Genomic DNA, 21,971 nt, shown 5'->3' on the forward strand with positions numbered 1-21,971 from the left:
CAGGGCCAAAATCAGCCACGAAGAGACGATTTTGGGCTGAAAATTGGAAAATTGAGCCACAGGACGTCGATAAAGGACGGTTTGGGGCGTCATATCGGGAGCTGCGGACCACTTAATCGCAACTTCCCTTATAGAGATAAGCCTCGTTGCCCAGAAAGACCGCCCACAAAGAAGCCGCCGCTTATAACGGTGTTTCTCCGAGGCTTATTTCTGTAAGGCTTTGTGGTTTGAGTGCGCCGGGCATGGCGCTGGTTTGGAGCAATAAAAAAGCCCAGCCATTTCTGACTGAGCTTTGTTAATTCTTGTCGCAGCTTTCGCTCTGCTTTTCAGCGGTGCTTTGCCACTTCCGTCTGTTCCGGCTGCCAAGATGTGGATCACCATCCTTACGGGGGTACACAATCTTTACCTTGTCGGGGGTATTAGTTACTTAGCGATTACGCCAGCTTCCTGACCTGCTCGGATGTAATCCTGCAGTGCTTTCAGTTTTTGCTGGTCGCTGATGATTCCGGCGCGGATGTCGTAAATGTTTCGTCCAGCTTCTGCTGAGAGTTCGACGGCGGCTGCATTGTCCATGCCGCTGGCGCTTGCAGCTGCACTTTTTGACAGGTTACAGGTTGCAAGGCCAGCTTTGGCGAATTGCAACTGGCGAGAGCCAGAGGTAACAGCATCACGAAGAGCTTTGTTTTCTGCGAGCGCATTGTTTAACTCCTGCGTATGCTTCTGATCGCTTTTAGCCACAGAGCTTGAGAATGCGTGTTCCAGCGCTGCGTTTTTGTCACGCTGAGCACTGGCTTCGTCGCTGATGGCTTTCAGGTCTTTGGCGTGCTGCTGTTTAAGCGTGGCAATATCAGCGGTGAACTTATTATCAGTCACCCACCAACCGGCAAGTGCGCCAAGCAAGGCACCACACAGCAACGCAATTCCGCACCACTTCCAGCCAGGCTGAAACACCGTTGAGATATTCATTTTGGCTGGTCATTGTCGAACTGCTTAATTGCACGAGCGATGATGCCGCACACAGAAACAAAGGCCACGATGTAGCCAAGGTATTGCGCCGGAATCAATGCTTTTACGTCATCAGGCACCTGGTCCCAGATACCAGCAATGACTGCCAGTACTGCAAGAATGCGCACAGACCACATCTTCCATAACTGAGGAAGGTTATCGATGAATTTCATGATTATCCCACCAGGACGCTTTTAGCGACGCTATAACGAGCCTTCCGATCGTCCAGACCGTTAGTCCCGCCGTTGATACGTTTTGTCAGTCCGACAATGTCATCTTTGTCTGCAAAGGAGTTACAGTTATTGGCTTTCCAGAACCAACCGGCAGAACGCGCTGCGTTTTGGTCCTGAAGCAACAAATCAGGGTCATTCACCAGGTCGAGAGAAAGCGCTTTCCCACAGGCTTCATAGTTCGATTTGAACGTCACCTGCTTTAGTCCTCTACCCCGGTATTTCCAGCCATCACCTGGTGCAGAGTTTCCGTACCGACCGCCGTAAACAATATTGGCGATATCAGCCTGACGCGATGGCGAAAGCGCTAACTCACCTGGTTTACGTCCAAGCTTTTCGCGCTGTGCTGCAGTAAGTCGATCGCCAAATATCGCCAGACCTGCCACCGAATAATTCAGCGACTCAACAACTGAGCGCCAGCCGTTGGATTCGGTACCAATCTGAGCGATGAAGTGAGCTTCGCGCAAAGGAGTGTTGATGCCGAACTCATCCATGACTTTGACGACATGCGGGTACCATTTATCAGCGAGCGCGGAAGCAATTCCTGCCGCTCGCATAAATTGGTCTTTTGTCATGGTCTACCTCAGAAGGAAACTTCACGCTGAATGCTGCTGTAACTCGTTTTTGGCTCGATAGCCTGAACTGTTTTACCATCCGGCGAGATAATCACTACGCCGGGTGCATTCTGTGTGTTATTCGCCAGTTTTTGCTCTGCATTGAGCGCTCGCATTTCCGCTGCAGTTCTTTGCCGGTTCATATCACTGGCAAGCTTTACAGCGTCACGACTACTGTTTACCGAGTCGTTGAATTGATTGCAGAGGATGGCGGTTAAGATAAGGAATACGACAGGTACCAGGTCGACAATGTATCGCCCTACCCTGATCTCAGTTCTTGCCATAATTATCACCATTGTCACTTTGGCTGAACCATGGCAACTTTTTGAGGATTGCTGCTCCTTGCCATCCCGCAGCACCGCATCCCATACCGAGGATGTAAAGTGACCACTGTTTGTCCAGCCCATATAGAGCCATCATTGTTCCGGCAAAGATTGACACGATCATATGACTGCCAAGGCTGACTTTTTCAGCTGCCGGTCTGGTTTCGTACTTTGCCCATGAACCAAGCACCGTCATGATGAGCGCGAGAAGCAAAGCCGGAATAAGGTCTGTTCCGTTTGCCATTGCGTAGTCTCCACCATGATGGTGGCCTGTTAAAGCGACTGGCATGAGACTACCAGGCCGCATATTAGCGACCCCAAATGATTGGGGGATTTGTTCTTATTGAGAGGTAAAGCATTGTGTTGCGAACAAATCCGATCTAATGTTCTGCCCGTCTGATCAGACGATATGGGCCTCGGTCTTTGTTCGTGACTCAACTCATGAGCAAGATGGCCGTAGGTTGTTCCACCAACTTACGGCCGCCCATTTTCACGAAGCCCAGCCCAATGCTGGGTTTTCTTTTTGGCAGCACTCTAAACCCGTAGCCACAGAACGATACGGTGAGGTGTGTGAGGTCTGGTTGTTGGATATAGAGCGCTTTCAGAAAGGTCGTGCTTAGAAGGTAGAGGCATCGCACTTTGCTTCGTACTCCGTGGCAATGACGTCCACCATGTAAACCTGCAATGCTTTTACCTGTTGTACAAATGAAAAAGCCCCACATCGCTGCGGGGCTTCCTGCATTATCCATCCAGATTTTTCATCCGGTGACAATGACTTTATATATCATGGCGATGGCTGAAGTCGCGTTGTTGCCGTTCCCATAAGACCCGGCTCAAGGGTTTCGATGTCCCCGATTCATCAGCACTGTCATCTTGTACTTCATCGCCTTAACGAAGTCAGTTACCCATCGTTAGAGTTCAGATTAAACAAATATCGCCACTTTGTAAAGTGTGATTTTCTAGATAATTCCTATTTCGTAGAAAATACTTACTAGCGAGTGACTTTACTCAACATCTGATTTGCATATTCCTCCTGCTTAATGCATTCGCCGACCAGGCTTTCGAAAAAGTCCTTGTAAGATCTTCGCCATGTGGTTTCAGGCACATCAATAACCGTTGCGCAGATATATTGCCTGACAGAATCAGGCAGCAAACGAGCATATCCGCGACCATTGCAGCGTCCGCACGTTTTATACGCAGGAACGCCTCCCTGTAGAATAGTTTTCTCTTTGTCGACCACCACACCTTTGCCATTGCACTGGCATGCATTGGTCAGCACTCCCTTCCCTTTGCACTTGTTACACAGCACCTTCACGGTTTCCTTGCGCTCAGTCAGGTACGGCTGCCCGATGCTTTTCATCGTCATGACTTCAGCATCGACAAACTTCTTGCCACCACAACAATCACAGGTTCGCGCACTGGCAGCGCTGCGGGAATAGTCAGCAAATGCGAATGTTGCGAGCACTTGCATCACCTTTGGCTTAATATCATTTTCGAGCTTACGTAAGGCGGCAACCTTATCACAGTGCTCAAGTGCATATTGGGTCAGCAGTTCAATAGCTTTCTCACGGTCATTGCTGCTGATTTCCATCTTCCCTAAAAACGCGCTGTAACCCAACGTAGCACGACTTTGTGTCATACCCATGGCAGCCATCACATCAGTGCCTGTTAACGTCTCTGAGGATGTTGCACGCGGCGTATCGTTTATCTGCGTAGACTTCGCGAAGTGAAACTTTACTGCGTTTTCCAGATTCATCGTGAAATTCTCCAGATTGTGTATGGCCATGCAATGCCAGCGAAAAGAGATATCCATTTGAGGTTGGTTTTATAGCCAAGCTCTTTCTGTCTGGTATGCGTGTATTCAGTGGTCATCCCGGCCATGAACGCATAGGCGATAAGAAAAGGAGTGATCATGATTTTATCCCCAGCGCATCTTTCAGCTGGCCGAGTACCATCCTGGTTGCAAAGGATTCGCCGTGCAGTTTGCTCTGCATTTCAATTTCCATCAGCGCTGACTTAAGAAGACCGCGAGATACTCTTACTGGAATTAGGTTTTCTTCATTCAGCTTTCTAAGACGCTCAAGCGAGTTTTTAACGTCCATCTACGCCGCCTCCGGGTCATGGTCTGGCTTATTCGTTCCGAGTCGGTTACGCACTTCCCTCAGCTGCTCGCGCACATAATCAAGACTGCGCTCAAGCTCATGCTCTTTGCCAATCAGCACCTGCTCGGTATGCATATCTCGCTGACGCTGCCATTTGACTTGCTGGATGTTAGTTACTGAGCACATACGGGTTCTCCTACTAAACTGTCTAACTGGCGACGCATCATCTTCAAGGCTCCATCAGGAAATGGCTGACGAGCTAAGCCAGCAAATATGGCGCGGATTTTCTTGTCGCGGATGCGCTTGAGTAACTCGGTTACTGTTGCGCGGATGGTTGCGTTAATCTTGCGGTCTTCCAGCTGTGCGAATCGTACGGATAGCTCCACTGTTACTAGAGCATCCAGATACTCTTCACAGACCTCTCTGCTTATGTCTGTCATGCTGCCTCGCTGTATCTCTTACGGAGTTTTTCGTAATGGCGAGCCCGGCGCGTGAAGATTGATTTCACTCGCTTCAGGTAGTCGATATCGAATTTTCTGGTTTTGTTGTCGTGCTCGATGCGCTCGACAATCTCCAGTCCGTACTTTTTGATGAGATTTATTCTGTATGGGATGGGGTTTCCAGACAGGTCACGATTACATTTGACGCAGCTGGAGTTGTTGTTGAACACGTTAAACCTAAGCCACGGCGCTGCACCTCTTGACCTGTAGTGACTGGCATCCACTGCGCCACCTCTTATGCCGTAATTGAGCAGCCTGTCGCAGGATATGCATGGTTTTCCGTAGTCACGCCAGAAGATGAACTTATTAACCGCCGCCTGTGCCTCTTTGTTCCAGTCCGATCTGGTCTTTAAAGCCTCCCTTCTCTGCCTCAAGTCAGCGCTTTTCTCACGTTCTCGCTTACGCTGTTCACGCGCAGCAATTTCCGCATCGCGTTGCTTGTTGAACGCAATGGCGCATTTGTAGTTGTGACAGACTTTCTGGAGAGAACTTCGGGGGATGTATTCGGTAGAGCAGATTGGACAGGTCTTGGGCTTAGGCGTTTTGCCTTTAGCCATTCTTCCCCTCCTTGGCACATAAAGCACAAATTCGCTCACGCTTCGGTCCCATAAAGTTATGGCCGCATTTTTGACAGGGACCGTAGTACAGGCCTGTCGGATGGTCACGTTCAGAGCGCTCAAACATCATCATCTTCCTCCGTCATAAATCCGTTAGGGTCTCGATACGCTATTGCCAGTGAGGCACATGACTCGCAGCAATAAACCTCGCCATCTGTAAGCTCCTTCGTGCAGCCTGCGCACAACGTTCGACGTATGCTCTGCTGCTCGTAGGATTGGGCTTCTGATTGGCTAAGCATGGTTGGCCTCGTGAATAGCTAATGCCATACCTCTGGGAGTTAAGGACCGTATTACCTTGGTCTTTTGTGATTTCCCTCCCAGCTTTTTGTGTTGATCTGAATAGCCACTATTGACGTCAACAGGTTTCTTTTTCGGGAAAACAAATCCATTCCCTACCCACAGGCATGTTTTCTTTGGATAGGCATCTCTTGGTTTAATGTACTGAGGGAAAGTGGGGTGTTTATCATCTTCAGGCAAATATCCACCAAACTCATATGGATGGAATGTGTAGTCAGGCTTTCTCCATTTAGTGGCTAGCACGCTGACAGGATTCTCAACCATGTAAGGAACTCCATATTTATCACCCAGGAATTCAGCGATTCTTGCTGTCTCTATCGCTCTATCCTGAAAGTGAGGGTCGGAAATTTTCTTTCTCGCAAAATGAGCTGCGCCACTAACAGCAATATCGGTACATGGTGGGAAAGCATAAATGATATCCGGAGCTGGAACTCCCATTTCGCACGGGTCAAAATCCTTATCTATCCAGATATTTATGTAGTGAATATTTTCGTGTTGTACCTTGGCTTTGTTGTATGGACCATGGTCGGCATCATCTGCGTTAAAACAATAAACCTGATGCCCATCAATTGCTGCTTGATGACCCATATATCCTGAGCCGTCAAATAAAGACCAAATAACCATATCAATGCACCCTCTCACTAACCGGCTGCTCGTCATTGCTGACGATGCTGATAATAAGACTCTTACCGCCGAAGTCGACGCAAAGCGTTTTGTCTTCTTCATCCTCAAGCTCGCCTTCCAGATAATCGGCGATCGCATTAACCAGCAGGTCAATGGGGTCGATGTCGTCTACTGATGCCTCTGTAAGCAGGTCATCAAGTCGCCCCTGGTAATCTTCGATAAGGCTCATAACGGATACTCCTCTATGCAACCTGCGATAAATCGATGCATCGCCATCTCTGCGCGGTCTGCGCAAATCAATGCGACAACCTTTCTTTTCAGCTTCACGCGCTTGCTCTTTGCCCGGCATGACATGATTGCTGAATAACTTTCACTCCACGCTGAGTGACGCATCCTTGCAGCTGCAAATTCAGCCTCTCTTTTCATTGCCATATCCTCTGTTGATACTGACTCCTACCCTTTGGCTCGCTGGCGTACTCTGGAAGCAATGCGGAAACCACCCATAACCTGGGGTCTGCGCTTAGAGTTCGTTGAGTTTTTACGTTGCGGGATTGGTAGGCGGTGATTAACTGAGTTGCTTCTTCGTTGGTGAGGTCGTGATGGTGAAACTATGTCATTTTCATATCATGCCGCCATCCTCTCACCAGCAAACCGCCAGAATCTTCCCTTGTGATATGCTGTTTCACCGTGGCAGCACCGGCTGATTGATGAGCTATCAAACCCTTCCCTTACTGCATCCATTGCGGCTTCATAGAATTTCTCTTCTCCAGTTTTCATATCGGTTGATATGACGGCTTTGCTTGTAGGATGCTCTCCACTGAATTTACCAAGAGAGGTTGGAATCCTTCCGTTTACGCGAAATGCATGACGGTTGTTTTCAGATTGAGTTACCCATTCAAGGTTCTCAGCACGATTGTCATTTCGTATTCCGTTTTTATGGTTAACCACCAATCCTTCCTGATAGCCTTCGCAGTGCGCGAATGCCACTAATCTATGGACATTGCATTTCCTCTTCTTGACTCTTATCTGGAGATATCCAGTCGACTTGCAGATAAATGGATGCACCTCCTTACCTTTATAAAATCTTGAATACCCTTTCGCTCTTTTGCATTCGGTAAATGTTACATACCTATCGACAGACCTTACATTGCCAAGGTTACTAACTTCATAATCAGGACAGATTTCCACCACAGCCCATATTTCTTCCATATGCACCTCAGAAATAGCTATACAGTTGGTTGAGAATGTTCTGGTCTTTCGTCTTGCCAAACACATGCTTGATAGCTGCGTTAATCATGGCGCTGTAGCAACGCTCGAATTCATCTTCCTCCATACTGCCGTATGACAGGCTTTTAGCCTCTGCCCTAACCTCTCCGCGAATGTTCGTCACCATGTCGTAGAAGCCAGCCAGTATCGTCAGGTCTTTTCTAAACCGGTTGAACTGAGTGGTTTCGTCGGCATGCTCAAGCCCTGCCCTTTCAGCAGCCCAGTGCTGAAAGCAGAAGTTGAAGAACGCGAACATTTTTCGATGGAATGCAGGATTGCGGGTTAGCTTGAATTCTGCTGTGTACATCTCGCCGTTTTGGAACTTGGTAAGGCGGGGAAGGTCATGCTCAAACGCAGGAGCGAATACTCCCCCTGCGGTCTTGATCATCTCGATTTGCATAAGTTGGCCTCATACTCACTCCTTCACTTTGATTCCAGCGTCACTGATCACTCTCGCTATCGTTTCCACCGGCAGCATCAAGCAACCATCCTCGCCATATGTATCTGTTGCAGTGGAGTAAACAAGTTCTGCTTCAGGCAGCTCAATCTCGATAGCTTCCCGAGACATCTTCCAGAATTGCCAGCATGTATCCGCATATGTCTGGTTTGGATGTTCCTCAAGGTACTCCTCCAGGTTCCAGCCGGTTAATTCCTCAAAAGCTTCTGCAAACTGCTTTTTTGATTCGTCCATATTCCTCTCCATCACTCGTCATCCTTCAGTTTTTCGCCGCACTCACAGCAGAATTTATCCCATGCCTTTGAATTTCGATGCTGGCATTTGCCTTCTGGCCACATACAGATAGCGCAGTATCGACCATCACCTGCGTGAAGTGTTCCGCCGTCATGCTTGCAGTACGCCTGGAATCTGTCCTGAAGCGATTTGAAGTCGCGATACTTCACGTAGGAATCCGAGATGTCATCGCCTTTGGTATTGAGCCAGGCATCATTGCAGTTAACTGCGTATGTTTTTACTTCCATATTCCTCTCCATCAGCGTGCTGGGGTGTTAGCGGCCTTAGACTTCTTGTATCGTTCGTAAAACCACTGATGAAGCTCCATCAGTTCTGCATCGATTGGTGCGTACTCACGATCGAAATATGCCTGGGCATCTTTTTCTTCTTCGCTTGGCAACTCACCTGGACCAAGAAGCGTGTTAAAAATCCATTCCATACCTTCCTTCGCATCTCCGGTCACTCGCCAGTCAATAATCGCCGCCTGCATAACGAGAAGGTTCTTCCCGAACATGCGATCAAGCTCTTTGAATCGGTTGCGGATGTACTCGTTTTCATCCTTCAGTTCAGCAATATGACACCTGGCATTGAGCTCGTTGTTTTCAGCGGCTGAAAGTTTTGCCTCTAATTCTTCATACGTTGGTTTCATGTACGTACCTCTCTTAATGCCTTGTTGATAAATGCAGTCAGTGGGTTATGGAGGTCGTGGTCCGGAATCGGATCACCTCGCTCATTGCGAATAACCGCTTTGTCTGACTTGTAATATTGATAGTGCTTTGGCCTGCCTTCTCTGCTGAGTACCTGACCTCTCACCAACTGGAAAAGAGCTGAGGTTACTGAGCATCGGGGGATTCTGGTGTTCTGGATGATTTCGGGGCAGGTGCAGCCGGGGTGTTCTGTGACGTATTTCTCGATGGTTTCAAGCTGAAATTTTGGCCTCATGATTTACTCCTAACACTCGTATTCATCCTGATAGCTGCGCAGCTCGTTCTGCACGAATGCGTATGGGTCAAGACCTGAGTGTTTGTTGCTGAAGTAGTAGGTTTTCTCTGCGCCAGGGGCGTGTCGTGATTTGGTGCAGATGATTTCTGTTACGCCTTTAAGCTCTGTTTGCGGGTTGTATTTCTCATCTCGGTAGACCATGAAAATTACATCAGCCTCCTGCTCGATAACACCAGACTCTCTCAAGTCAGAGTTAAGCGGGCGTTTGTTGGCGCGCTCTTCACACTTACGGCTCAACTGAGACAATGCGATAACCGGGCAGCGCAATTCCTTTGCGAGGTTCTTCAGGCCAGTAGCGATTTCACCAACTGACTGGTTCATGTTTTCCGGATTGGTCATCTTCATTTTCTGCAGATAGTCGACGACAATAACGCCCAGGCCACCGAGCTTTTTGTGCATCCTGCGAGCTTCAGCGCGTAACTGGTGAATGCTCAGTGACGTTTTGTCGTTGATGTGGATTGGTGCGGTTCCGAATTCTTCCAGGCACTTTCCAACCTTTGCCCATTCGGCGTCCTGATTCTTGCCATTCGTGCCAAGCAATCCCTCTTTGCTGACCCCGGCGCGGTGAAAAGCGATGCGCTGAGAAATCTGCTCGATTGGCATTTCAAGGCTGAAGAACATCACAGGCTTCTTGCTTTTCAGTGCCACCGTCTCAGTAACCGTGGTGCTGAACATTGTTTTGCCAGTGCCAGGGCGACCGCCTACAACGATGAAATCCGTGTTATTGAAACCACCAAACGCTTTGTCGATATCTGTAAGCCCAAGCTCTGTCCGGTGCTTCCAGATGTCGCCATTTATGATTGACTCCACCTCGTCAATTGCGATCTCAATTCCATCGAGTATGTGACGCGTACCTGACTCGCTGAATGCCTCAATCGCTCCAATGCTGGTCTGTATATTGCCGATGATGTCCTGCACGCTGTCGGTAGTGGGCTCAGAAAGCTTCTGAATCCCTTCCTGCAGCATCTGAATCATCATGCGACCAGATGTGAACTCTTTTAGCTTCTGAACGTACACAGGCAGATTACGAAGCGAGGGAATGTCTTTCGTGGTTTCCGCCAGGTATGCGAATCCACCAACTTTGTCGAGCTCTCCGCGAGCCTCAATGTCTGAGGTGACAGTCAGCAGGTCAACGGGAGACCCGATTGAGTTAAGCTTCTTCAGCGTGCTGAGAACAACCTTGTGCGCATACACGGTGAAATCGCTTTCGCTCAGCCCTTCAATGGCATCCTGAGCTGCATCAGCGAATTCATCCCTTCCAAGCATGATTGAGCCCAGAACGTTGCGCTCGATGTATGAATCTACAAATCTGCTCATGCAGTGACTCCTTTACGCTGCTTGTGCTCGTTGATTGCCTGCTCGTACACAGAGCCCCAATTCTTCGGGTTAAGTATCCAGTCAAGTGTCAGCCATGGCTGATCACCTTTTGTCGTGAACAGCGATGATCTTCCTATCAGGTCAAACGCCATTCCCATGTGCCGCAGCTCACGCCAGTTTCCTTGTGACGTTTTACCATTCCACACCGCTTCCAGATCGCGATGCGCAGGACGGCGACGATTCCATTCGTGAGGTGATACTGCCTTAGCGGGGAATTTCTCGTTCCAAAGGGCGATTATTTCTGCATGAGGACAGGCTGCTGGATTACTTCCCTGGCCATCAGCCCAAACCAGAGCGTCTGACAAGTAGCCATCGAAGCGAGTCATGCGGCAGATGTTGTTAGGCTTAGGTGGGGTCTTGCGTGCATCCCAGCAGGTAACAGCCCATTTGATTACCAGCTTGAGATCATCAACTGAGTAACATTCACCTCTCGCTTTTACAGTGCTGAGAGCTTTCTCAAAGGCTTCAGGTGATGAGCATCTTGCCCCTGCAAGACCGTTGTAATAATCCAGACAATCAAGAGCGAGAGTTTCCACCCCCTCTGGGGGATTAAGGGGGGTTTTATTATTCTTGTTAAGTACCTTCTTGTTCTGTTCGACGGATGGTTCGACGACCCCCTCGACGGCTACAAGCTTCAAAGCCGCGCCATTACTGGCTTTAGGTTCGACGGACGGCACGACGGAAGGCTCGACGCCTGAAATACCCTGATATTCACAGTAATTTGTGATGGAAATTACTAATCCAAAAGGGTTTCCTTCCTTGGTGATCATGTTTTCCTTGCAGAAAAAGTTGAGCATTCTCTCAACAGCTTTCGGGCTCTTTTCCTTCCCATCCTGATCGCGAAGTTTTCTTGCCAGAACCGTAGTGGTTGTTACCAGTTGACCGGCTTCCAGCTTCCACTCTCTTCCTGCAAATTCGTTAATTCCAGGCTTGTAACGAGCTTCACCAAGCAGGCGGACCCACAATGCAAGCTTGGCCGTATCTTTCGACCATGGAGCATTGAGGGCGCTCCTGAACATGGCAAAGTGACCTTGCTTTCTGTTGTCCAAGTGAGAGCTCCTGGAAGACATCTCTTCCGTTCGTACTAACTTAACGACGCCCATTCTTCACTCCTGCTTTGGCTAGTCTGTAAACGCCAATAAGACGCTCTGCGAACGCCCGGTTATTGGCAGCTGTATTCACTAATCCTTCAGGTGAATCAGGGTGTCGAATCTCTTCTTTTTCCTGGTACTTTTTACGCTTTCGCATTAAAATATCTCCTGTGAATAGTGTTGACGTAACACAGTGTTCTCAGGCCTCGAATGAGTTACCGCTCATCGGGGCTTTTTCTTTAGTGAGATAACTAGCCAGCCGCTTTGTCAGCTCAGCCATTTCCTCGTCTTCGATTCCGTATTCCAGAACCGCCAGCATCATGCTCACCTGAGAGAAGAAACCGTTCTTCCACCGACTTACCTGGTATTCAGGAATGCCCATGGCTTTAGCGAATGTCTTCTGACCCATCAGAGCTAGTTTGTTAAGCAATGTCGATTCGATACGAGCCGCCTTCTTGCTTTGAGTTGCAATTCCATTCATGCAATATATTCCTTAGAAATTAGATAGATTTGGCTTCGCAAATACACGCAAAGCCTGTTTGAATTTATTGACTCGCTTTTCAGCGACGTAGGACGAATGTCCGTTGTGGTGGTGAGGCTTATGCTGCTGAGCGTTCCGGAGGGAACACGTCATCTAATTTTACTTTCGCACCGAGCTTGTTAAGCGTCTTAACCAGGTGGCGGCATGTTTTCAGGTCAGGGTAGCGACGACCCGTTTCCCAATGACCGATGGCACCTTGAGTACACCCTATAATCTCGGCCAGAGCTGCTTGGGAGATTTGAACCTTCTCCCGGTACATTTTTAAATTGCTCATATAGGCTCCATGCTGTGTTCACAATCAATAATACACATCGTACTTTTAAACCGCAAGTTAAAAAATACGCATTGTGCATGGATGCCAACAATACGCTGCGTAATAATTAGCTTATGAAAACTACTTGGAATGAACTGGCTAAAGCCAGAATGAAAGAGCTTGGTGTGACCCAAGAAGATCTCGCTGAGGCTTTAGGTAAAACTCAGGGAGGGGTAGGCCATTGGCTGAGAGGAATGCGGAACCCATCTCTGCAGGAAATAGGTTCAATTTTCGAGTATTTGGGTATTTACGATGTGAAATTTAACTCTGATGGCACGTTCACGATTGGTGATAAACCCTCAGAAAAACCAATTAAAAGGCAGTATGAGTACCCTCTTTTCACTACCGTGCAGGCTGGCCAGTTTGCAGATGTAGGCACGTATACGGAAAGAGATGCACAAGAATGGGTTTCAACAACCAAGAAGGCCAGTAATGAGGCATTCTGGCTAGAGGTATCAGGCCACTCCATGACCGCACCTCAAGGAATGAAGCCAAGTTTCCCAGAGGGAATGCTGATTTTGGTTGACCCTGCTGAGGATGTAGAGCCCGGTGATTTTTGCGTTGCCAGTGTCTTCGGTGACACTGAAGTAACGTTTAAAAAGTTCACAAAAGAAGATGGTCAACCATGGCTAGAGCCTTTGAACCCAAACCCAAGGTATCAGAGCATTCCTTGCAATGAGACGTGCCGCATCATCGGCAAGGTAGTCAAGTCACAGTGGCCTGATGAGACGTTCGGATAGGGTATACAACTGAGTTACCTGGCAGACAGATAACCAATCGCGTATCCAAAGAAGGGAAAAAGAGTCCAGGAATAATGCCAAAGGAAATCATTGAAGGTCATAAGTATATCCAACATTCTCTGCCCCTTATCGCTTTGGGATGGACGGTTATATCCTTCCTGCTTGGTCATTTTATGGGGCACAGAAGCGCCATAAAACGTGATAAGAGAAAGGAGTTCAATGAAATCGCCGAGCCGCTGTTGGAGTTTTATGAAGAGCTTTTGATCCAGCTACAGCATGAAGGCTATTTCAGCACTACTAAATTTCCGATTGAGTTACTGGGTAAGATAGAACGAAGACTTTCACCTAGAAATCAAAAAGAATTCAATCATTTAGTGAAAGACATAATTGCCATGCAACACACAAAAAATGGCACTGATAGAGAAGTGTTAATCAATAAGATTAAGCGCATGTGCAAAATCATTCACCTCCGTTAATACTGATCGCACATACAGTAAAAGTCAACCCGGCCTAAGCGCCGGGTTTTTCTTTACCCCTGTAAATTTTCAGCTGCATTTCCATTTCCCCCTCGCCATTCCCTAAGTAACTTTTTACATCTCTTCAATGAGATTGTTGGTCATGCCGGATTAAATTCCATTTAAATACAAAACGATGCATTAGATCCAAATTATTTTATACACATTGTATTGACTAACTATAAATACACATCGTACTATTAAGCCATCAACACGGAGCACTACTCACCAGGACGGTGAACATACAACGATTCAGAGATGAATCTACGAGGCTGAAAAGCCTAATAACCAAAGTGAACTTTGGGATGCGATGAAATGCAGCCCATTGAGGCAAGCCGAAGATAAGCACCGGCCTTCGCATCGCCAAAGTTCATCAGGAGGTCACTATGACACGCAGAACAGCTTTCAATGGCTCAGCATCAGGTCGTCGTCGTGAGCGCCGTGCAGCGCTCCAGAATGAGATTACGGCAAGCTCTGAAGTATTGCACCGCCCTACTCTAAGCCGTGCGCAGATTCAGGCTAAAGGCAAACACGAAACACCTAAGCGCATTGAAGACGCTAAGCCGATCAAATTCATGGTTCAGGACGCGTTCTGGCAGCTGGAAGAGTACAAACGCAACCTTGAGCGTGCAGCGATTGTGTATGCGAATGAGTTCGGTCACAAACCAATGGAAACCGGAATGTGCTTACCTGATGTCGCGTTGTATGCTGCTGGCTATAGAACAGAAAAGCCAATTACAGCGAGGTAAAAATGAAGCCTAGCATAATCATTAAGCCAGCAAGAGATAACAGCAGGAACCGGCGCAGAGAGGCCAGAAAGACGGAAAGAGCAGAGGAAGCAGAAAAGTGCAGAGAGGAGAGAAAGGCTGAGATTTTAGAAAAAGGCGGGTTGGCTGCCATGAGGGGTGAAAAAGCTGCTGAAGCAGCTGTAGCTCACGAAAAGACAGAGGTTGATGATGATTCAGGTGGGGATGCGATGTTTAAGGTTGTCAACCACGCCCATCAACGAAACCCAAACAGGAAATGGTAATCAACCCGCTTCGGCGGGTTTTTTATTGATGGGATTGTCCCGCCGAAATGCGGGAACCAAAGAGTAGTTGGCTTTGGAATGAATGCAACGATACGGATTATTTCCGTGAGGCCGTGTCGGCCGGTGAGCAAAGTTTGCGGAAACAAACCTGGAGCCGGTGCATTCATCTCAAAGCCAATCATCGGAGGTCAACATGATAATCGTTACTTACCTGGCTGATGATAATGCCAGAAATCGCCGCAGAGCACGCAGACAAGCTCAACGTGAACAGGCAATGCAGGACGCTTCTCTTGCACGCCGGGTAGCAAATAGCACATGCAGTACACGCGTAACCAAAGCCATTTCGCTTGCCGGAACGCGTCAGAAGGAAGTTGAAATTACAGCGGTTAAACAGAATCGCATTTACTACCGGGACACTAACCCGCTCGGGAATAAAATCCACGCCGTTCAGCGCATGAAGCTGAGCAGTAAGCCACTTATTTGAGGTGAGTTATGGAAGAAGAATTTGAAGAGTTTGATGAGCATCCACAGGATGACATGAGCCAATACCAGGACTATCCGTATGACTACGACTATTGATACCAATCAATGGTGCGGTCGCTATGTCAAATGCAAAGGCTGCAAGCTTGATGCTGAATGCATGGTTAAACCTGAGGAAATGGCACTTGTTAGAGAGGATGGGAAGATTGTCGATAAATGGGCACTCAGAACCACGGCAATGATTGCCAGGGAGTTGGAGAAACTAAAAGCCGCATAGTCGGCCTTCTTTTGGCAGCAAGCAAAGAGGCATCACATGAATTCTACATACATTCCATCATGCCTACGAAATCAGCCTAAACAGAAAGCAAAGCCCCGCAAGCAAGCCATAAAAGACGCTAAGGCAGAAGTTATCGATAAGGCCATTAACCTGCTTAGAGAGGAGTTAAGGAGTGAAAAGCTCAACGGAATGATGATGCCTTATCAGCGCGGATATCTTTCGGCTATTAGTAAGCTGGAAGTATTGAAGAGTGAATTATGAACTATCTGGAATTTCCGGATGGTTCATTTTTTTTGGCAGCAAGCCACAGAGGTGAATATGAAAGACACAAGCGGACCGGCATTCCCATATTCAGGAGTGCACAAGGGAAGCGATATGAACTACATCATCGATAACCATGGCATGACCTTGCGTGATTATTTCGCTGCAAAGGCTCTGGTTATTGCTGCGCGAGGTGCGAAAGGAGAGCCGGAAGGATCCTACTATGAGACTGTTGATGGGATAGCATCAAGAGCATACCTGTTGGCTGATGCAATGCTCAAGGCACGCGAATAGCAGCTGATAGCTAATTCTCTGAGTTAGCTATTGGGTGTAATACCGCACCGTACTATCGGAGACGATTCGATAGTGTCTGATTAGATCCCCTCGTTTCACCTTTGCCCTCCACTGTGAGGGCATTTTTTTAACTGCATATCAGTGAGCATTTATTCAAGTGTTTAGTCGATATGCCAATGGAAGGAACAATTATGAGATTCAATAAAATACTTGATTCCATTTCTATGGATGAGCTTATGAAAACGGTCAAATACAACCCTGACTCAGGAGAGTTTACGTGGCTTAGGGGCTATGCAGCAAGAAAGCCCGGTACGAAGGCGGGAACCTTGTCTGGTAATGGTTACTTGCGGATGAATCTAAATGGAAAATTGTTTTCTTGCCACAGGGTTGCATGGCTTCTGCATTATGGCGTAGAGCCTGAAGGGATGATTGACCATATAAACGGCAACAAGGCTGACAACAGAGTATCCAACCTTAGGCTAGCAAATTACTCACAGAACTCAATGAACAGCAGAATAAGCAGACTTAACACTTCTGGCTGCAAAGGTGTTTCATGGAAAAAAGAAAGCAACAAATGGGTTGCGGTAGCCAAGCTGAATGGAAAGAAAATCCACCTTGGATACTTTCTGAACTTTGATGATGCGAAAAAGGCTTACTGCGATTTTGCCATAAAGCATCACGGTGAATATTACAGGAGCAAATAATGAATACCATCGCACTATATAGCGGCGTCATGTCCGCTTATTTCCCCGCTGAATCCGAATTATCCAAACGTGTTCGCCGTCTTATTCGTGCTGCTCGTAAGCACCTGGAGGGTTTATGTCACCAGTTATAAATCACAGCCTGCTCAAAGCAGCGCAGAGCAAAGCTGTTATCGCTCGCTATCTCGGGAACGCTCAGATGTGGCTGCAGGCCAATGAGCAGATGAAGTCAGCAGTTGGCATGCCGTGGTACCGCAAATCATGAGCATTGCAGATACCTGGTCAGAAGATGCCTTTGTCCGCCTTATGCAGGACATGTTGAAACAGCAGAAAGAGGATGCAGAAGATGCGCCTGACGATGACAGACAAAACAGAGATTAAGCAAATCATCGCGAGCTTTAACGACGATGACAATGCAGCGATTGATAAGCAGGTTGAAATGCTGTGCGCGAACATACGGCCGGTGCTCAACATGCTGGAATCACACAAACCTGACGATTACACGAAGGATGCAGTCGAGTGGCTTGGTGAGGACGACTGCAACTATCAGGATATGGCTGGCGAAGTTATGTGGGACATATTCAGACCTCGCGTAGAAGTTGAGTATGCGATCGGCATATTCCTGCGCAGACACACATTTGGGGAAGCAGCATGAGCAATATCGTTGAGTTCGTTAAACAGCAGGAGCCGCTATTCTGCGGTGCTCTAACTGAGCAGACAGTCACATGGGCCAAGGAAAGCCAGTTCGCGATTCAGTACTTCCAGAAGAATGACTTCCTCGCAAAAACAGCCCTATCCAATCCTACCAGCGCACAGAACGCGATCATCAACGTGGCAGCCATTGGCATTACGTTGAACCCGGCAAGCAAGCTGGCTTATCTGGTTCCTCGCGACGGTATGGTTTGCCTGGATATCAGCTACATGGGGTTGCTGCACTTGGCGCAGTCTACAGGCTCCATTAAGTGGGGCCAGTGCAAACTGGTGTACTCAGCTGACACCTATGAGTCAAACGGCCTTGATAGCGCTCCTACGCACAAATACAACGCATTCGGTGAGCGTGGCGACGTTGTAGGTGGTTACTGCACTGTTAAGACCGCTGACGGTGACTACCTGACGGAAGAAATGAGCCTAGCAGAAATCAAAACGGTTGAAGCTACCAGCAAGGCAAAGAACGGTCCATGGAAGACATTCTGGGAAGAGATGGCGCGCAAAACCATCGTCAAGCGCGCCAGCAAATACTGGCCTAAGGCACAGCGTCTGGATAACGCGATTCACCTGCTAAATGAAGATGAAGGGATGCATCAGGAGCCTGTCATGCCGCATAAGTCAGAGGAAGATATCCGCGAGGATGAGCGGAAGCGTCAGCAGGAAGTCATCGAGCGCGTTCAGGTTCTGTGCGATGAGATGGCTAAAGCAGAGACGTTATTCGACCTGAAAATCAAGTTCCAGGAAGCGTTTAAGATGACCATGGGCATGAAATTGCAGCAGGACGTTCAGGCTATCTACCACGAATGCAAACCAAAATTCCCGGAGGCAGCGTAATGACCGCCTTATATCAGATTGCAAATGATTTCGCCAAGCTTTCAGATTCAGGCATGGAGCCCGAGATGATTGCTGACACCCTGGATGGGATTGAATGGGAACTGGAAGCGAAGGTAGAGCAAATCCTCGCTGTCTGCAAAAACGAATCTGCTTATGCAGAGGCGCTGAAAGAAGAAAGTAATCGCCTTGCTGAGCGTGCAAAAGCAGCAGAAAACCGCGTTGCCAGCATGAAGGAATATGTTGCCGCATCTCTTGAAACAGCAGGAAAGAAATCGCTCAAAGCTGGCATCCATCAGGTAACTATTCGCGCCCCTGTCGAGTCTGTAGAAATCACAGATGAAGGCTCCCTGCCACCTGAGTACGTTGAATATGTCACTACGGTCAAAGCCGACAAGTTAGCTATCAAGCATCAGATCAAGGCTGGTAACGCTATTCCTGGCGCATCACTCAAGCTCGGCAAGCCAACTCTTCTCATCAAATAACCAATGCGAAAACTAAACGTCACTCCTGAAGAAATGAAGGCTGTGTGCGGCCGTATGGTCGCGCCCCGTGCAGCTGACCATCTCGGACTTACGTTAGCCCAATTCTATTACCTCGCTCAGAAGTATTCGTTATCTACAGCCTGCACCAAACAACTCTGGAGCCCTCAAGACGAAGAGAAGCTAGCTGCTCTTTATCGCCAGGGATGCCTGCAAAAGGACATCGCCGGAATGATGGGCAGAGGTTACACGGCTGTCAGGTCAAGAGTTACAAGGCTTCGCAAGCGAGACATGAACATGAGGAAAGCAGCATGATCGGAAATTACTACGACCCAGGCATCACGCCGAATGAACTGGTAGCACGCCACCGCTTCAAACCCATCAACGATATCCCACGCGAAGAAATGCTGAAGAAGAACTCATTCCCTAGCGTGAACGAGAACAAATTCCTGACAGCGTGGTTAAACCAGAGGGCGAAGAAATGAGCGTGAAACGTTATAGCGTTGGTGTTGATGGCGTAGACCCAAACGGGAATCTTGTTAAATACACAGACTACGCCGCACTTGAAGCCAGATGCGCGGCGCTGGCTGCGGAGAATGCGGGGCTTATTGAACAGGCCGAAGAGGTTTACGCAGCAGGCTATAACCACGGGCATCTAAACACTGTTGATGGAATCGCGTATGCAGATTGCGTCAAAGATGATTTTTATGGCCTGGCTGTGGAGTTAATGCGTGAAGCAGAAACCCCGGCGACGGACGCTTTCCTGGCTGAAGTGCGTGCGCAGGGTGTGGAGATGTTTGCTATCGAGTGGGGCGGCCATGATTCACCTTACGGTCAGGACGCATACAATTTTGCAGACAAAATTCGCAAAGGAGTGCAGTCATGAGCGCCTACCTTAAACCCGGAGAAGTTCGTTGCTGGTCATGCAAAGAGTGGATGTCAAATAACGAACTGGAGAACGCAGACGGTTTTTGCCCTCATTGCGATGCTGAAATTTCCAAAGATGAACCGCCATATGTCGATGAGCAGGAGGCCGCCCAATGAGCAACATCGACAAACAGGCTTGTCAGGTGAGCAGATATGACCTGGTTAGTGGATACATGCAGAAGTGGCCTGATGGTGAGTTCGTTTATCACTCCGATTATCAGGCGCTGCTGGATGAGCTGGAAGCCAAAGACAGGCGGATTGCTGAAATGAGCGAAAGCAATCGCCTCCTGTGTGCTGACTCGATGATTAAGCAGGATCGCATCGCTGAGCTGGAGGCGCGGGAGGTGAAGCCAGTGGCATGGATGAGGAACGCTAACGTCACATCATTCATGTCGAGGTTCACAACCGATGAGAAATATGCAATTGAGCAATGGGGAGATGATGCAGTTGCCCTCTACTCTCTCCCTGTCGATTGCATCCCTGCATGTTTTACAGACGAAAGAAATCTCATGCATATCAACGAGCGTGGACGAGAAACGTCACTTATCTGGAGTGAGATGAACTCAGTCAGTGGCGACATTAAACTTTTTCGTATAGCCGCCACAGCCGGTAAAGGAGAGTGAGCATGGCTGACAAATGCGAACGCTGCGCCGTGGGCATGATCGGAACAAAGCCAATCCTCGCAGGTGACTGGCGTGCTGCCGCTGCTGACTTTGACAAAGTTATCGAAGACTGGAATGAGAAGACAAAGCGCTTTGCCATTTCGCACCCTGGCTTCGCTCGTAAATTCTTTTACTGCCCACTGTGCGGTAGCAAGGTTGAGGGCTAACCCATTCGACGCATAACAAACCCGCACCTCGCGGGTTTTTCTTTATCGGAGTCACCATGCACGCCAATCCAATTATCTGGCTCATTGTCGGAATTATGGCTCTGAGCGCTATCTCTTCACTCATTCACATGTCAGAGGGCTTGTTATGGCTAAATTTGCTGTGGGCGCGTTAGTGCAGCTTAAGTCTGGAGGCATCAGAGGGATGGTTGAGAGCCAGATTGAGCCGGATAGCGACCATCCGAAAGCATGGATACGTTGGGATGACGGCAACTACTCGGTGCATCACGAACACGAACTACGCGCGGCTACTGTTGATGAGCCTCGCGTGTATAAGAAATTAGCGTAGAATGGATGCATAAAGACGCAATTATGTGAGGTTTCTATGGACCACAAGCTTTTGCAAGAGCTAACTCAGGCCGTTGAGAAAGCCACATCGGAAATACTGGGAAAAAATAACCTTCCGTATGCAAGCGTATCTTGCTATTGGCAAATACCCGGCTTAGATAAATTCGGCTCTATATTTGCAGTCAGCGGAACTCAAGAAATTGCTAAACCCGCAGGAAGCGGAGGTTCCGGCCGCAGCAATCATGAAGATGATGGCAGTAGCGGTGGGAGAATTGAGTTCCAATACAAAGGTCGCTAATGCGGCCTTTTTTACGCATCGACTAGACCGCCGCAATGGCGGTTTTTTATTGGAGATAGATAATGAATTTAACAATTAAGCAGATTCACGAACTGGCTAGTTTCGCTGGCCTGTCCTGCAACACTCCTGAAGAAGCTCAGGTAGAAGGCGATACAGAAATAACTATTGATAGCGGAGAAATTCATGATGAGGGTGGTTACGGTGTTTATTCAGGGATGCGTGCTCATTTTACTGAATACCCTGAAGAGGGTTATATCGCACTTGATGAGCTTCCGGAGTAACAATGGAATCACACAGCCTCACACTCGATGGGTCCTGTTCGCCAAAATCCCCTTCCCTGTTCGATTCCCAATCCGGAGATGAAACCTATGCGCGAACTTCGCGACGACTCCCTCATTGACATGAAGTTCATGATGGAGGATGCTGGCTTTACTGCGAAATACTTCTACTCGCAAATCAACGCCGGCCACTTACCCAAACCTATCAAGTACGGCCGATCATCCAGATGGATGTATGCCGATTATCAAAACTGGAAACGCAGCTTTCTCCCCGACCTCAAAAAAGCATCATGACCACGCTTTGCGGGCATAATTGCGGGCATAATATTTTCCACTTCTGCAT

The 21,971-nt window shown here is 48.3% G+C and carries 46 protein-coding genes and 1 pseudogene; 23 read left to right on the forward strand and 24 right to left on the reverse strand.

All coding sequences use genetic code 11. The features are described from left to right. Positions 1-423 precede the first annotated feature (423 nt). The 24 genes and pseudogenes from ACOTXT_RS18585 to ACOTXT_RS18700 all read right to left on the reverse strand — a co-directional run bounded on the left by ACOTXT_RS18585 (position 424) and on the right by ACOTXT_RS18700 (position 12,593). Positions 424-966 carry a lysis system i-spanin subunit Rz gene (locus ACOTXT_RS18585; RefSeq protein WP_421625380.1) on the reverse strand — a complete coding sequence of 181 codons (543 nt, stop codon included), beginning with the start codon at positions 964-966 and terminating at the stop codon, positions 424-426. Continuing rightward, the gene (locus ACOTXT_RS18590) at positions 963-1,178 is read right to left on the reverse strand and encodes a hypothetical protein (protein ID WP_052232727.1); all 216 of its coding nucleotides are present in this window, start codon (positions 1,176-1,178) and stop codon (positions 963-965) included. Before ACOTXT_RS18590 ends, ACOTXT_RS18585 begins: the two co-directional genes overlap by 4 nt. A 2-nt stretch (positions 1,179-1,180) precedes the next feature. Further along, positions 1,181-1,810: a glycoside hydrolase family 19 protein gene (locus ACOTXT_RS18595; protein ID WP_421625381.1), complete on the reverse strand. Its 630-nt coding sequence runs from the start codon at positions 1,808-1,810 to the stop codon at positions 1,181-1,183. A gap of 8 nt (positions 1,811-1,818) precedes the next feature. After that, positions 1,819-2,133: a hypothetical protein gene (locus ACOTXT_RS18600; protein WP_421625382.1), complete on the reverse strand. Its 315-nt coding sequence runs from the start codon at positions 2,131-2,133 to the stop codon at positions 1,819-1,821. Continuing rightward, the gene (locus ACOTXT_RS18605) at positions 2,120-2,416 is read right to left on the reverse strand and encodes a hypothetical protein (protein ID WP_039266279.1); all 297 of its coding nucleotides are present in this window, start codon (positions 2,414-2,416) and stop codon (positions 2,120-2,122) included. The genes ACOTXT_RS18600 and ACOTXT_RS18605 overlap by 14 nt, the downstream gene beginning before the upstream one ends. 747 nt (positions 2,417-3,163) lie before the next feature. After that, the gene (locus ACOTXT_RS18610) at positions 3,164-3,928 is read right to left on the reverse strand and encodes an antitermination protein (protein WP_421625383.1); all 765 of its coding nucleotides are present in this window, start codon (positions 3,926-3,928) and stop codon (positions 3,164-3,166) included. Between the two features lie 154 nt (positions 3,929-4,082). Next, on the reverse strand, positions 4,083-4,274 hold the full coding sequence (locus ACOTXT_RS18615; protein WP_421625384.1) for a hypothetical protein: 192 nt from the start codon (positions 4,272-4,274) through the stop codon (positions 4,083-4,085). Next, positions 4,275-4,460 carry a hypothetical protein gene (locus ACOTXT_RS18620; protein ID WP_161656686.1) on the reverse strand — a complete coding sequence of 62 codons (186 nt, stop codon included), beginning with the start codon at positions 4,458-4,460 and terminating at the stop codon, positions 4,275-4,277. It abuts the gene before it with no gap. Continuing rightward, entirely contained in the window at positions 4,448-4,714 is a 267-nt protein-coding gene (locus ACOTXT_RS18625; RefSeq protein ID WP_063448341.1) for a hypothetical protein, read from the reverse strand. Before ACOTXT_RS18625 ends, ACOTXT_RS18620 begins: the two co-directional genes overlap by 13 nt. Then, a complete protein-coding gene (locus ACOTXT_RS18630) occupies positions 4,711-5,331 on the reverse strand; it encodes a recombination protein NinG (protein ID WP_421625385.1) in 621 nt (206 codons plus the stop codon). The genes ACOTXT_RS18625 and ACOTXT_RS18630 overlap by 4 nt, the downstream gene beginning before the upstream one ends. 119 nt (positions 5,332-5,450) lie before the next feature. Continuing rightward, complete coding sequence (locus ACOTXT_RS18635; RefSeq protein ID WP_421625386.1) at positions 5,451-5,630, reverse strand: protein NinF; 180 nt, start codon at positions 5,628-5,630, stop codon at positions 5,451-5,453. Further along, positions 5,623-6,312: a DNA cytosine methyltransferase gene (locus tag ACOTXT_RS18640; RefSeq protein ID WP_421625387.1), complete on the reverse strand. Its 690-nt coding sequence runs from the start codon at positions 6,310-6,312 to the stop codon at positions 5,623-5,625. Before ACOTXT_RS18640 ends, ACOTXT_RS18635 begins: the two co-directional genes overlap by 8 nt. Before the next feature lies 1 nt (position 6,313). Further along, positions 6,314-6,541, reverse strand: coding sequence for a hypothetical protein (locus ACOTXT_RS18645; protein ID WP_421625388.1), 228 nt, complete (start codon positions 6,539-6,541; stop codon positions 6,314-6,316). Next, complete coding sequence (locus ACOTXT_RS18650; RefSeq protein WP_421625389.1) at positions 6,538-6,738, reverse strand: hypothetical protein; 201 nt, start codon at positions 6,736-6,738, stop codon at positions 6,538-6,540. The genes ACOTXT_RS18645 and ACOTXT_RS18650 overlap by 4 nt, the downstream gene beginning before the upstream one ends. Positions 6,739-6,936: 198 nt before the next feature. Beyond that, positions 6,937-7,521 (reverse strand): HNH endonuclease, encoded by a 585-nt coding sequence (locus ACOTXT_RS18655; RefSeq protein WP_421625390.1) that lies wholly within the window; start codon positions 7,519-7,521, stop codon positions 6,937-6,939. A gap of 7 nt (positions 7,522-7,528) precedes the next feature. Then, the gene (locus ACOTXT_RS18660; protein ID WP_421625391.1) at positions 7,529-7,978 is read right to left on the reverse strand and encodes a DUF1367 family protein; all 450 of its coding nucleotides are present in this window, start codon (positions 7,976-7,978) and stop codon (positions 7,529-7,531) included. Between the two features lie 15 nt (positions 7,979-7,993). Continuing rightward, complete coding sequence (locus ACOTXT_RS18665; RefSeq protein WP_421625392.1) at positions 7,994-8,269, reverse strand: hypothetical protein; 276 nt, start codon at positions 8,267-8,269, stop codon at positions 7,994-7,996. Positions 8,270-8,280: 11 nt separating this feature from the next. After that, positions 8,281-8,556: a hypothetical protein gene (locus tag ACOTXT_RS18670; protein ID WP_421625393.1), complete on the reverse strand. Its 276-nt coding sequence runs from the start codon at positions 8,554-8,556 to the stop codon at positions 8,281-8,283. Between the two features lie 11 nt (positions 8,557-8,567). After that, a pseudogene (locus ACOTXT_RS18675) lies at positions 8,568-8,948 on the reverse strand (ead/Ea22-like family protein); the annotation flags it as partial. 311 nt (positions 8,949-9,259) lie between these two features. Further along, positions 9,260-10,627 carry a replicative DNA helicase gene (locus tag ACOTXT_RS18680; protein WP_052923220.1) on the reverse strand — a complete coding sequence of 456 codons (1,368 nt, stop codon included), beginning with the start codon at positions 10,625-10,627 and terminating at the stop codon, positions 9,260-9,262. Further along, positions 10,624-11,736, reverse strand: coding sequence for a DNA replication protein (locus ACOTXT_RS18685; RefSeq protein ID WP_421625394.1), 1,113 nt, complete (start codon positions 11,734-11,736; stop codon positions 10,624-10,626). Before ACOTXT_RS18685 ends, ACOTXT_RS18680 begins: the two co-directional genes overlap by 4 nt. 40 nt (positions 11,737-11,776) lie before the next feature. Continuing rightward, complete coding sequence (locus ACOTXT_RS18690) at positions 11,777-11,935, reverse strand: hypothetical protein (RefSeq protein WP_045408365.1); 159 nt, start codon at positions 11,933-11,935, stop codon at positions 11,777-11,779. 42 nt (positions 11,936-11,977) lie between these two features. Then, positions 11,978-12,259, reverse strand: coding sequence for a CII family transcriptional regulator (locus ACOTXT_RS18695; RefSeq protein ID WP_232943640.1), 282 nt, complete (start codon positions 12,257-12,259; stop codon positions 11,978-11,980). A gap of 118 nt (positions 12,260-12,377) precedes the next feature. Further along, positions 12,378-12,593 carry a helix-turn-helix transcriptional regulator gene (locus tag ACOTXT_RS18700; protein ID WP_146826589.1) on the reverse strand — a complete coding sequence of 72 codons (216 nt, stop codon included), beginning with the start codon at positions 12,591-12,593 and terminating at the stop codon, positions 12,378-12,380. 113 nt (positions 12,594-12,706) lie between these two features. Here ACOTXT_RS18700 and ACOTXT_RS18705 point away from each other — a divergent pair, with 113 nt between their 5' ends. From ACOTXT_RS18705 to ACOTXT_RS18815, 23 genes are all read left to right on the forward strand, one after another. Continuing rightward, complete coding sequence (locus ACOTXT_RS18705) at positions 12,707-13,372, forward strand: LexA family protein (RefSeq protein ID WP_186767855.1); 666 nt, start codon at positions 12,707-12,709, stop codon at positions 13,370-13,372. A gap of 74 nt (positions 13,373-13,446) precedes the next feature. Further along, positions 13,447-13,848: a hypothetical protein gene (locus ACOTXT_RS18710; RefSeq protein ID WP_421625395.1), complete on the forward strand. Its 402-nt coding sequence runs from the start codon at positions 13,447-13,449 to the stop codon at positions 13,846-13,848. A gap of 425 nt (positions 13,849-14,273) precedes the next feature. Next, the gene (locus ACOTXT_RS18715; protein WP_421625396.1) at positions 14,274-14,636 is read left to right on the forward strand and encodes an antitermination protein; all 363 of its coding nucleotides are present in this window, start codon (positions 14,274-14,276) and stop codon (positions 14,634-14,636) included. Positions 14,637-14,638: 2 nt separating this feature from the next. Then, positions 14,639-14,917 carry a hypothetical protein gene (locus tag ACOTXT_RS18720; protein ID WP_421625397.1) on the forward strand — a complete coding sequence of 93 codons (279 nt, stop codon included), beginning with the start codon at positions 14,639-14,641 and terminating at the stop codon, positions 14,915-14,917. Between the two features lie 193 nt (positions 14,918-15,110). After that, the gene (locus tag ACOTXT_RS18725) at positions 15,111-15,401 is read left to right on the forward strand and encodes a hypothetical protein (protein ID WP_421625398.1); all 291 of its coding nucleotides are present in this window, start codon (positions 15,111-15,113) and stop codon (positions 15,399-15,401) included. A 78-nt stretch (positions 15,402-15,479) separates the two neighbouring features. Then, positions 15,480-15,674 carry an antirestriction Ral family protein gene (locus tag ACOTXT_RS18730; protein WP_421625399.1) on the forward strand — a complete coding sequence of 65 codons (195 nt, stop codon included), beginning with the start codon at positions 15,480-15,482 and terminating at the stop codon, positions 15,672-15,674. 36 nt (positions 15,675-15,710) lie between these two features. Continuing rightward, positions 15,711-15,935 (forward strand): hypothetical protein, encoded by a 225-nt coding sequence (locus ACOTXT_RS18735; RefSeq protein WP_248179859.1) that lies wholly within the window; start codon positions 15,711-15,713, stop codon positions 15,933-15,935. A gap of 114 nt (positions 15,936-16,049) precedes the next feature. Next, positions 16,050-16,229, forward strand: coding sequence for a hypothetical protein (locus ACOTXT_RS18740; RefSeq protein WP_421625400.1), 180 nt, complete (start codon positions 16,050-16,052; stop codon positions 16,227-16,229). Positions 16,230-16,420: 191 nt separating this feature from the next. After that, positions 16,421-16,933: an HNH endonuclease gene (locus ACOTXT_RS18745; protein WP_421625401.1), complete on the forward strand. Its 513-nt coding sequence runs from the start codon at positions 16,421-16,423 to the stop codon at positions 16,931-16,933. After that, positions 16,933-17,064 carry a hypothetical protein gene (locus ACOTXT_RS18750; protein ID WP_421625402.1) on the forward strand — a complete coding sequence of 44 codons (132 nt, stop codon included), beginning with the start codon at positions 16,933-16,935 and terminating at the stop codon, positions 17,062-17,064. Before ACOTXT_RS18745 ends, ACOTXT_RS18750 begins: the two co-directional genes overlap by 1 nt. Continuing rightward, positions 17,049-17,195 (forward strand): host cell division inhibitory peptide Kil, encoded by a 147-nt coding sequence (locus tag ACOTXT_RS18755; RefSeq protein WP_063448780.1) that lies wholly within the window; start codon positions 17,049-17,051, stop codon positions 17,193-17,195. Before ACOTXT_RS18750 ends, ACOTXT_RS18755 begins: the two co-directional genes overlap by 16 nt. 81 nt (positions 17,196-17,276) lie before the next feature. Continuing rightward, positions 17,277-17,585 carry a hypothetical protein gene (locus ACOTXT_RS18760; protein ID WP_421625403.1) on the forward strand — a complete coding sequence of 103 codons (309 nt, stop codon included), beginning with the start codon at positions 17,277-17,279 and terminating at the stop codon, positions 17,583-17,585. Continuing rightward, on the forward strand, positions 17,582-18,472 hold the full coding sequence (locus tag ACOTXT_RS18765; protein ID WP_421625404.1) for a recombinase RecT: 891 nt from the start codon (positions 17,582-17,584) through the stop codon (positions 18,470-18,472). Before ACOTXT_RS18760 ends, ACOTXT_RS18765 begins: the two co-directional genes overlap by 4 nt. Further along, entirely contained in the window at positions 18,472-18,954 is a 483-nt protein-coding gene (locus ACOTXT_RS18770) for a siphovirus Gp157 family protein (RefSeq protein WP_421625405.1), read from the forward strand. The genes ACOTXT_RS18765 and ACOTXT_RS18770 overlap by 1 nt, the downstream gene beginning before the upstream one ends. A gap of 308 nt (positions 18,955-19,262) precedes the next feature. After that, the gene (locus ACOTXT_RS18775) at positions 19,263-19,436 is read left to right on the forward strand and encodes a DUF2737 family protein (protein WP_252055297.1); all 174 of its coding nucleotides are present in this window, start codon (positions 19,263-19,265) and stop codon (positions 19,434-19,436) included. Then, positions 19,433-19,837, forward strand: coding sequence for a hypothetical protein (locus tag ACOTXT_RS18780; protein WP_421625406.1), 405 nt, complete (start codon positions 19,433-19,435; stop codon positions 19,835-19,837). Before ACOTXT_RS18775 ends, ACOTXT_RS18780 begins: the two co-directional genes overlap by 4 nt. Continuing rightward, positions 19,834-19,995 (forward strand): hypothetical protein, encoded by a 162-nt coding sequence (locus ACOTXT_RS18785; RefSeq protein ID WP_248246591.1) that lies wholly within the window; start codon positions 19,834-19,836, stop codon positions 19,993-19,995. Before ACOTXT_RS18780 ends, ACOTXT_RS18785 begins: the two co-directional genes overlap by 4 nt. Then, positions 19,992-20,501 carry a hypothetical protein gene (locus ACOTXT_RS18790; protein ID WP_421625407.1) on the forward strand — a complete coding sequence of 170 codons (510 nt, stop codon included), beginning with the start codon at positions 19,992-19,994 and terminating at the stop codon, positions 20,499-20,501. Before ACOTXT_RS18785 ends, ACOTXT_RS18790 begins: the two co-directional genes overlap by 4 nt. A 2-nt stretch (positions 20,502-20,503) precedes the next feature. Next, positions 20,504-20,707: a hypothetical protein gene (locus tag ACOTXT_RS18795; RefSeq protein ID WP_421625408.1), complete on the forward strand. Its 204-nt coding sequence runs from the start codon at positions 20,504-20,506 to the stop codon at positions 20,705-20,707. 145 nt (positions 20,708-20,852) lie between these two features. Then, entirely contained in the window at positions 20,853-21,053 is a 201-nt protein-coding gene (locus tag ACOTXT_RS18800; protein ID WP_146826620.1) for a hypothetical protein, read from the forward strand. 36 nt (positions 21,054-21,089) lie between these two features. Then, entirely contained in the window at positions 21,090-21,350 is a 261-nt protein-coding gene (locus ACOTXT_RS18805; RefSeq protein ID WP_421625409.1) for a hypothetical protein, read from the forward strand. 62 nt (positions 21,351-21,412) lie between these two features. Continuing rightward, positions 21,413-21,631 carry a hypothetical protein gene (locus tag ACOTXT_RS18810; RefSeq protein ID WP_421625410.1) on the forward strand — a complete coding sequence of 73 codons (219 nt, stop codon included), beginning with the start codon at positions 21,413-21,415 and terminating at the stop codon, positions 21,629-21,631. A gap of 87 nt (positions 21,632-21,718) precedes the next feature. Next, complete coding sequence (locus tag ACOTXT_RS18815) at positions 21,719-21,922, forward strand: helix-turn-helix transcriptional regulator (protein WP_267933424.1); 204 nt, start codon at positions 21,719-21,721, stop codon at positions 21,920-21,922. The last annotated feature ends 49 nt before the right edge of the window (positions 21,923-21,971 follow it).

The sequence above is a fragment of the Enterobacter cloacae complex sp. IR5422 genome (assembly GCF_049238165.1).
GTDB classification, from domain to species: Bacteria; Pseudomonadota; Gammaproteobacteria; order Enterobacterales; family Enterobacteriaceae; genus Enterobacter; species Enterobacter roggenkampii.

Coding starts and splice junctions, on each gene's coding strand:
- ACOTXT_RS18705 (WP_186767855.1), top strand. CDS start 12,707: ATGAAAACTACTTGGAATGAACTGGCTAAAGCCAGAATGAAAGAGCTT.
- ACOTXT_RS18620 (WP_161656686.1), bottom strand. CDS start 4,460: ATGTGCTCAGTAACTAACATCCAGCAAGTCAAATGGCAGCGTCAGCGA.
- ACOTXT_RS18595 (WP_421625381.1), bottom strand. CDS start 1,810: ATGACAAAAGACCAATTTATGCGAGCGGCAGGAATTGCTTCCGCGCTC.
- ACOTXT_RS18810 (WP_421625410.1), top strand. CDS start 21,413: ATGAATTTAACAATTAAGCAGATTCACGAACTGGCTAGTTTCGCTGGC.
- ACOTXT_RS18630 (WP_421625385.1), bottom strand. CDS start 5,331: ATGGCTAAAGGCAAAACGCCTAAGCCCAAGACCTGTCCAATCTGCTCT.
- ACOTXT_RS18760 (WP_421625403.1), top strand. CDS start 17,277: ATGCGCCTGACGATGACAGACAAAACAGAGATTAAGCAAATCATCGCG.
- ACOTXT_RS18790 (WP_421625407.1), top strand. CDS start 19,992: ATGAGCAACATCGACAAACAGGCTTGTCAGGTGAGCAGATATGACCTG.
- ACOTXT_RS18755 (WP_063448780.1), top strand. CDS start 17,049: ATGTCACCAGTTATAAATCACAGCCTGCTCAAAGCAGCGCAGAGCAAA.
- ACOTXT_RS18805 (WP_421625409.1), top strand. CDS start 21,090: ATGGACCACAAGCTTTTGCAAGAGCTAACTCAGGCCGTTGAGAAAGCC.
- ACOTXT_RS18775 (WP_252055297.1), top strand. CDS start 19,263: ATGATCGGAAATTACTACGACCCAGGCATCACGCCGAATGAACTGGTA.
- ACOTXT_RS18750 (WP_421625402.1), top strand. CDS start 16,933: ATGAATACCATCGCACTATATAGCGGCGTCATGTCCGCTTATTTCCCC.
- ACOTXT_RS18680 (WP_052923220.1), bottom strand. CDS start 10,627: ATGAGCAGATTTGTAGATTCATACATCGAGCGCAACGTTCTGGGCTCA.
- ACOTXT_RS18770 (WP_421625405.1), top strand. CDS start 18,472: ATGACCGCCTTATATCAGATTGCAAATGATTTCGCCAAGCTTTCAGAT.
- ACOTXT_RS18660 (WP_421625391.1), bottom strand. CDS start 7,978: ATGCAAATCGAGATGATCAAGACCGCAGGGGGAGTATTCGCTCCTGCG.
- ACOTXT_RS18720 (WP_421625397.1), top strand. CDS start 14,639: ATGAAGCCTAGCATAATCATTAAGCCAGCAAGAGATAACAGCAGGAAC.
- ACOTXT_RS18730 (WP_421625399.1), top strand. CDS start 15,480: ATGACTACGACTATTGATACCAATCAATGGTGCGGTCGCTATGTCAAA.
- ACOTXT_RS18640 (WP_421625387.1), bottom strand. CDS start 6,312: ATGGTTATTTGGTCTTTATTTGACGGCTCAGGATATATGGGTCATCAA.
- ACOTXT_RS18710 (WP_421625395.1), top strand. CDS start 13,447: ATGCCAAAGGAAATCATTGAAGGTCATAAGTATATCCAACATTCTCTG.
- ACOTXT_RS18725 (WP_421625398.1), top strand. CDS start 15,111: ATGATAATCGTTACTTACCTGGCTGATGATAATGCCAGAAATCGCCGC.
- ACOTXT_RS18735 (WP_248179859.1), top strand. CDS start 15,711: ATGAATTCTACATACATTCCATCATGCCTACGAAATCAGCCTAAACAG.
- ACOTXT_RS18665 (WP_421625392.1), bottom strand. CDS start 8,269: ATGGACGAATCAAAAAAGCAGTTTGCAGAAGCTTTTGAGGAATTAACC.
- ACOTXT_RS18590 (WP_052232727.1), bottom strand. CDS start 1,178: ATGAAATTCATCGATAACCTTCCTCAGTTATGGAAGATGTGGTCTGTG.
- ACOTXT_RS18745 (WP_421625401.1), top strand. CDS start 16,421: ATGAGATTCAATAAAATACTTGATTCCATTTCTATGGATGAGCTTATG.
- ACOTXT_RS18600 (WP_421625382.1), bottom strand. CDS start 2,133: ATGGCAAGAACTGAGATCAGGGTAGGGCGATACATTGTCGACCTGGTA.
- ACOTXT_RS18655 (WP_421625390.1), bottom strand. CDS start 7,521: ATGGAAGAAATATGGGCTGTGGTGGAAATCTGTCCTGATTATGAAGTT.
- ACOTXT_RS18645 (WP_421625388.1), bottom strand. CDS start 6,541: ATGAGCCTTATCGAAGATTACCAGGGGCGACTTGATGACCTGCTTACA.
- ACOTXT_RS18615 (WP_421625384.1), bottom strand. CDS start 4,274: ATGGACGTTAAAAACTCGCTTGAGCGTCTTAGAAAGCTGAATGAAGAA.
- ACOTXT_RS18650 (WP_421625389.1), bottom strand. CDS start 6,738: ATGAAAAGAGAGGCTGAATTTGCAGCTGCAAGGATGCGTCACTCAGCG.
- ACOTXT_RS18700 (WP_146826589.1), bottom strand. CDS start 12,593: ATGAGCAATTTAAAAATGTACCGGGAGAAGGTTCAAATCTCCCAAGCA.
- ACOTXT_RS18785 (WP_248246591.1), top strand. CDS start 19,834: ATGAGCGCCTACCTTAAACCCGGAGAAGTTCGTTGCTGGTCATGCAAA.
- ACOTXT_RS18815 (WP_267933424.1), top strand. CDS start 21,719: ATGCGCGAACTTCGCGACGACTCCCTCATTGACATGAAGTTCATGATG.
- ACOTXT_RS18765 (WP_421625404.1), top strand. CDS start 17,582: ATGAGCAATATCGTTGAGTTCGTTAAACAGCAGGAGCCGCTATTCTGC.
- ACOTXT_RS18690 (WP_045408365.1), bottom strand. CDS start 11,935: ATGCGAAAGCGTAAAAAGTACCAGGAAAAAGAAGAGATTCGACACCCT.
- ACOTXT_RS18670 (WP_421625393.1), bottom strand. CDS start 8,556: ATGGAAGTAAAAACATACGCAGTTAACTGCAATGATGCCTGGCTCAAT.
- ACOTXT_RS18795 (WP_421625408.1), top strand. CDS start 20,504: ATGGCTGACAAATGCGAACGCTGCGCCGTGGGCATGATCGGAACAAAG.
- ACOTXT_RS18740 (WP_421625400.1), top strand. CDS start 16,050: ATGAACTACATCATCGATAACCATGGCATGACCTTGCGTGATTATTTC.
- ACOTXT_RS18585 (WP_421625380.1), bottom strand. CDS start 966: ATGAATATCTCAACGGTGTTTCAGCCTGGCTGGAAGTGGTGCGGAATT.
- ACOTXT_RS18780 (WP_421625406.1), top strand. CDS start 19,433: ATGAGCGTGAAACGTTATAGCGTTGGTGTTGATGGCGTAGACCCAAAC.
- ACOTXT_RS18695 (WP_232943640.1), bottom strand. CDS start 12,259: ATGAATGGAATTGCAACTCAAAGCAAGAAGGCGGCTCGTATCGAATCG.
- ACOTXT_RS18635 (WP_421625386.1), bottom strand. CDS start 5,630: ATGCTTAGCCAATCAGAAGCCCAATCCTACGAGCAGCAGAGCATACGT.
- ACOTXT_RS18715 (WP_421625396.1), top strand. CDS start 14,274: ATGACACGCAGAACAGCTTTCAATGGCTCAGCATCAGGTCGTCGTCGT.
- ACOTXT_RS18605 (WP_039266279.1), bottom strand. CDS start 2,416: ATGGCAAACGGAACAGACCTTATTCCGGCTTTGCTTCTCGCGCTCATC.
- ACOTXT_RS18800 (WP_146826620.1), top strand. CDS start 20,853: ATGGCTAAATTTGCTGTGGGCGCGTTAGTGCAGCTTAAGTCTGGAGGC.
- ACOTXT_RS18610 (WP_421625383.1), bottom strand. CDS start 3,928: ATGAATCTGGAAAACGCAGTAAAGTTTCACTTCGCGAAGTCTACGCAG.
- ACOTXT_RS18625 (WP_063448341.1), bottom strand. CDS start 4,714: ATGACAGACATAAGCAGAGAGGTCTGTGAAGAGTATCTGGATGCTCTA.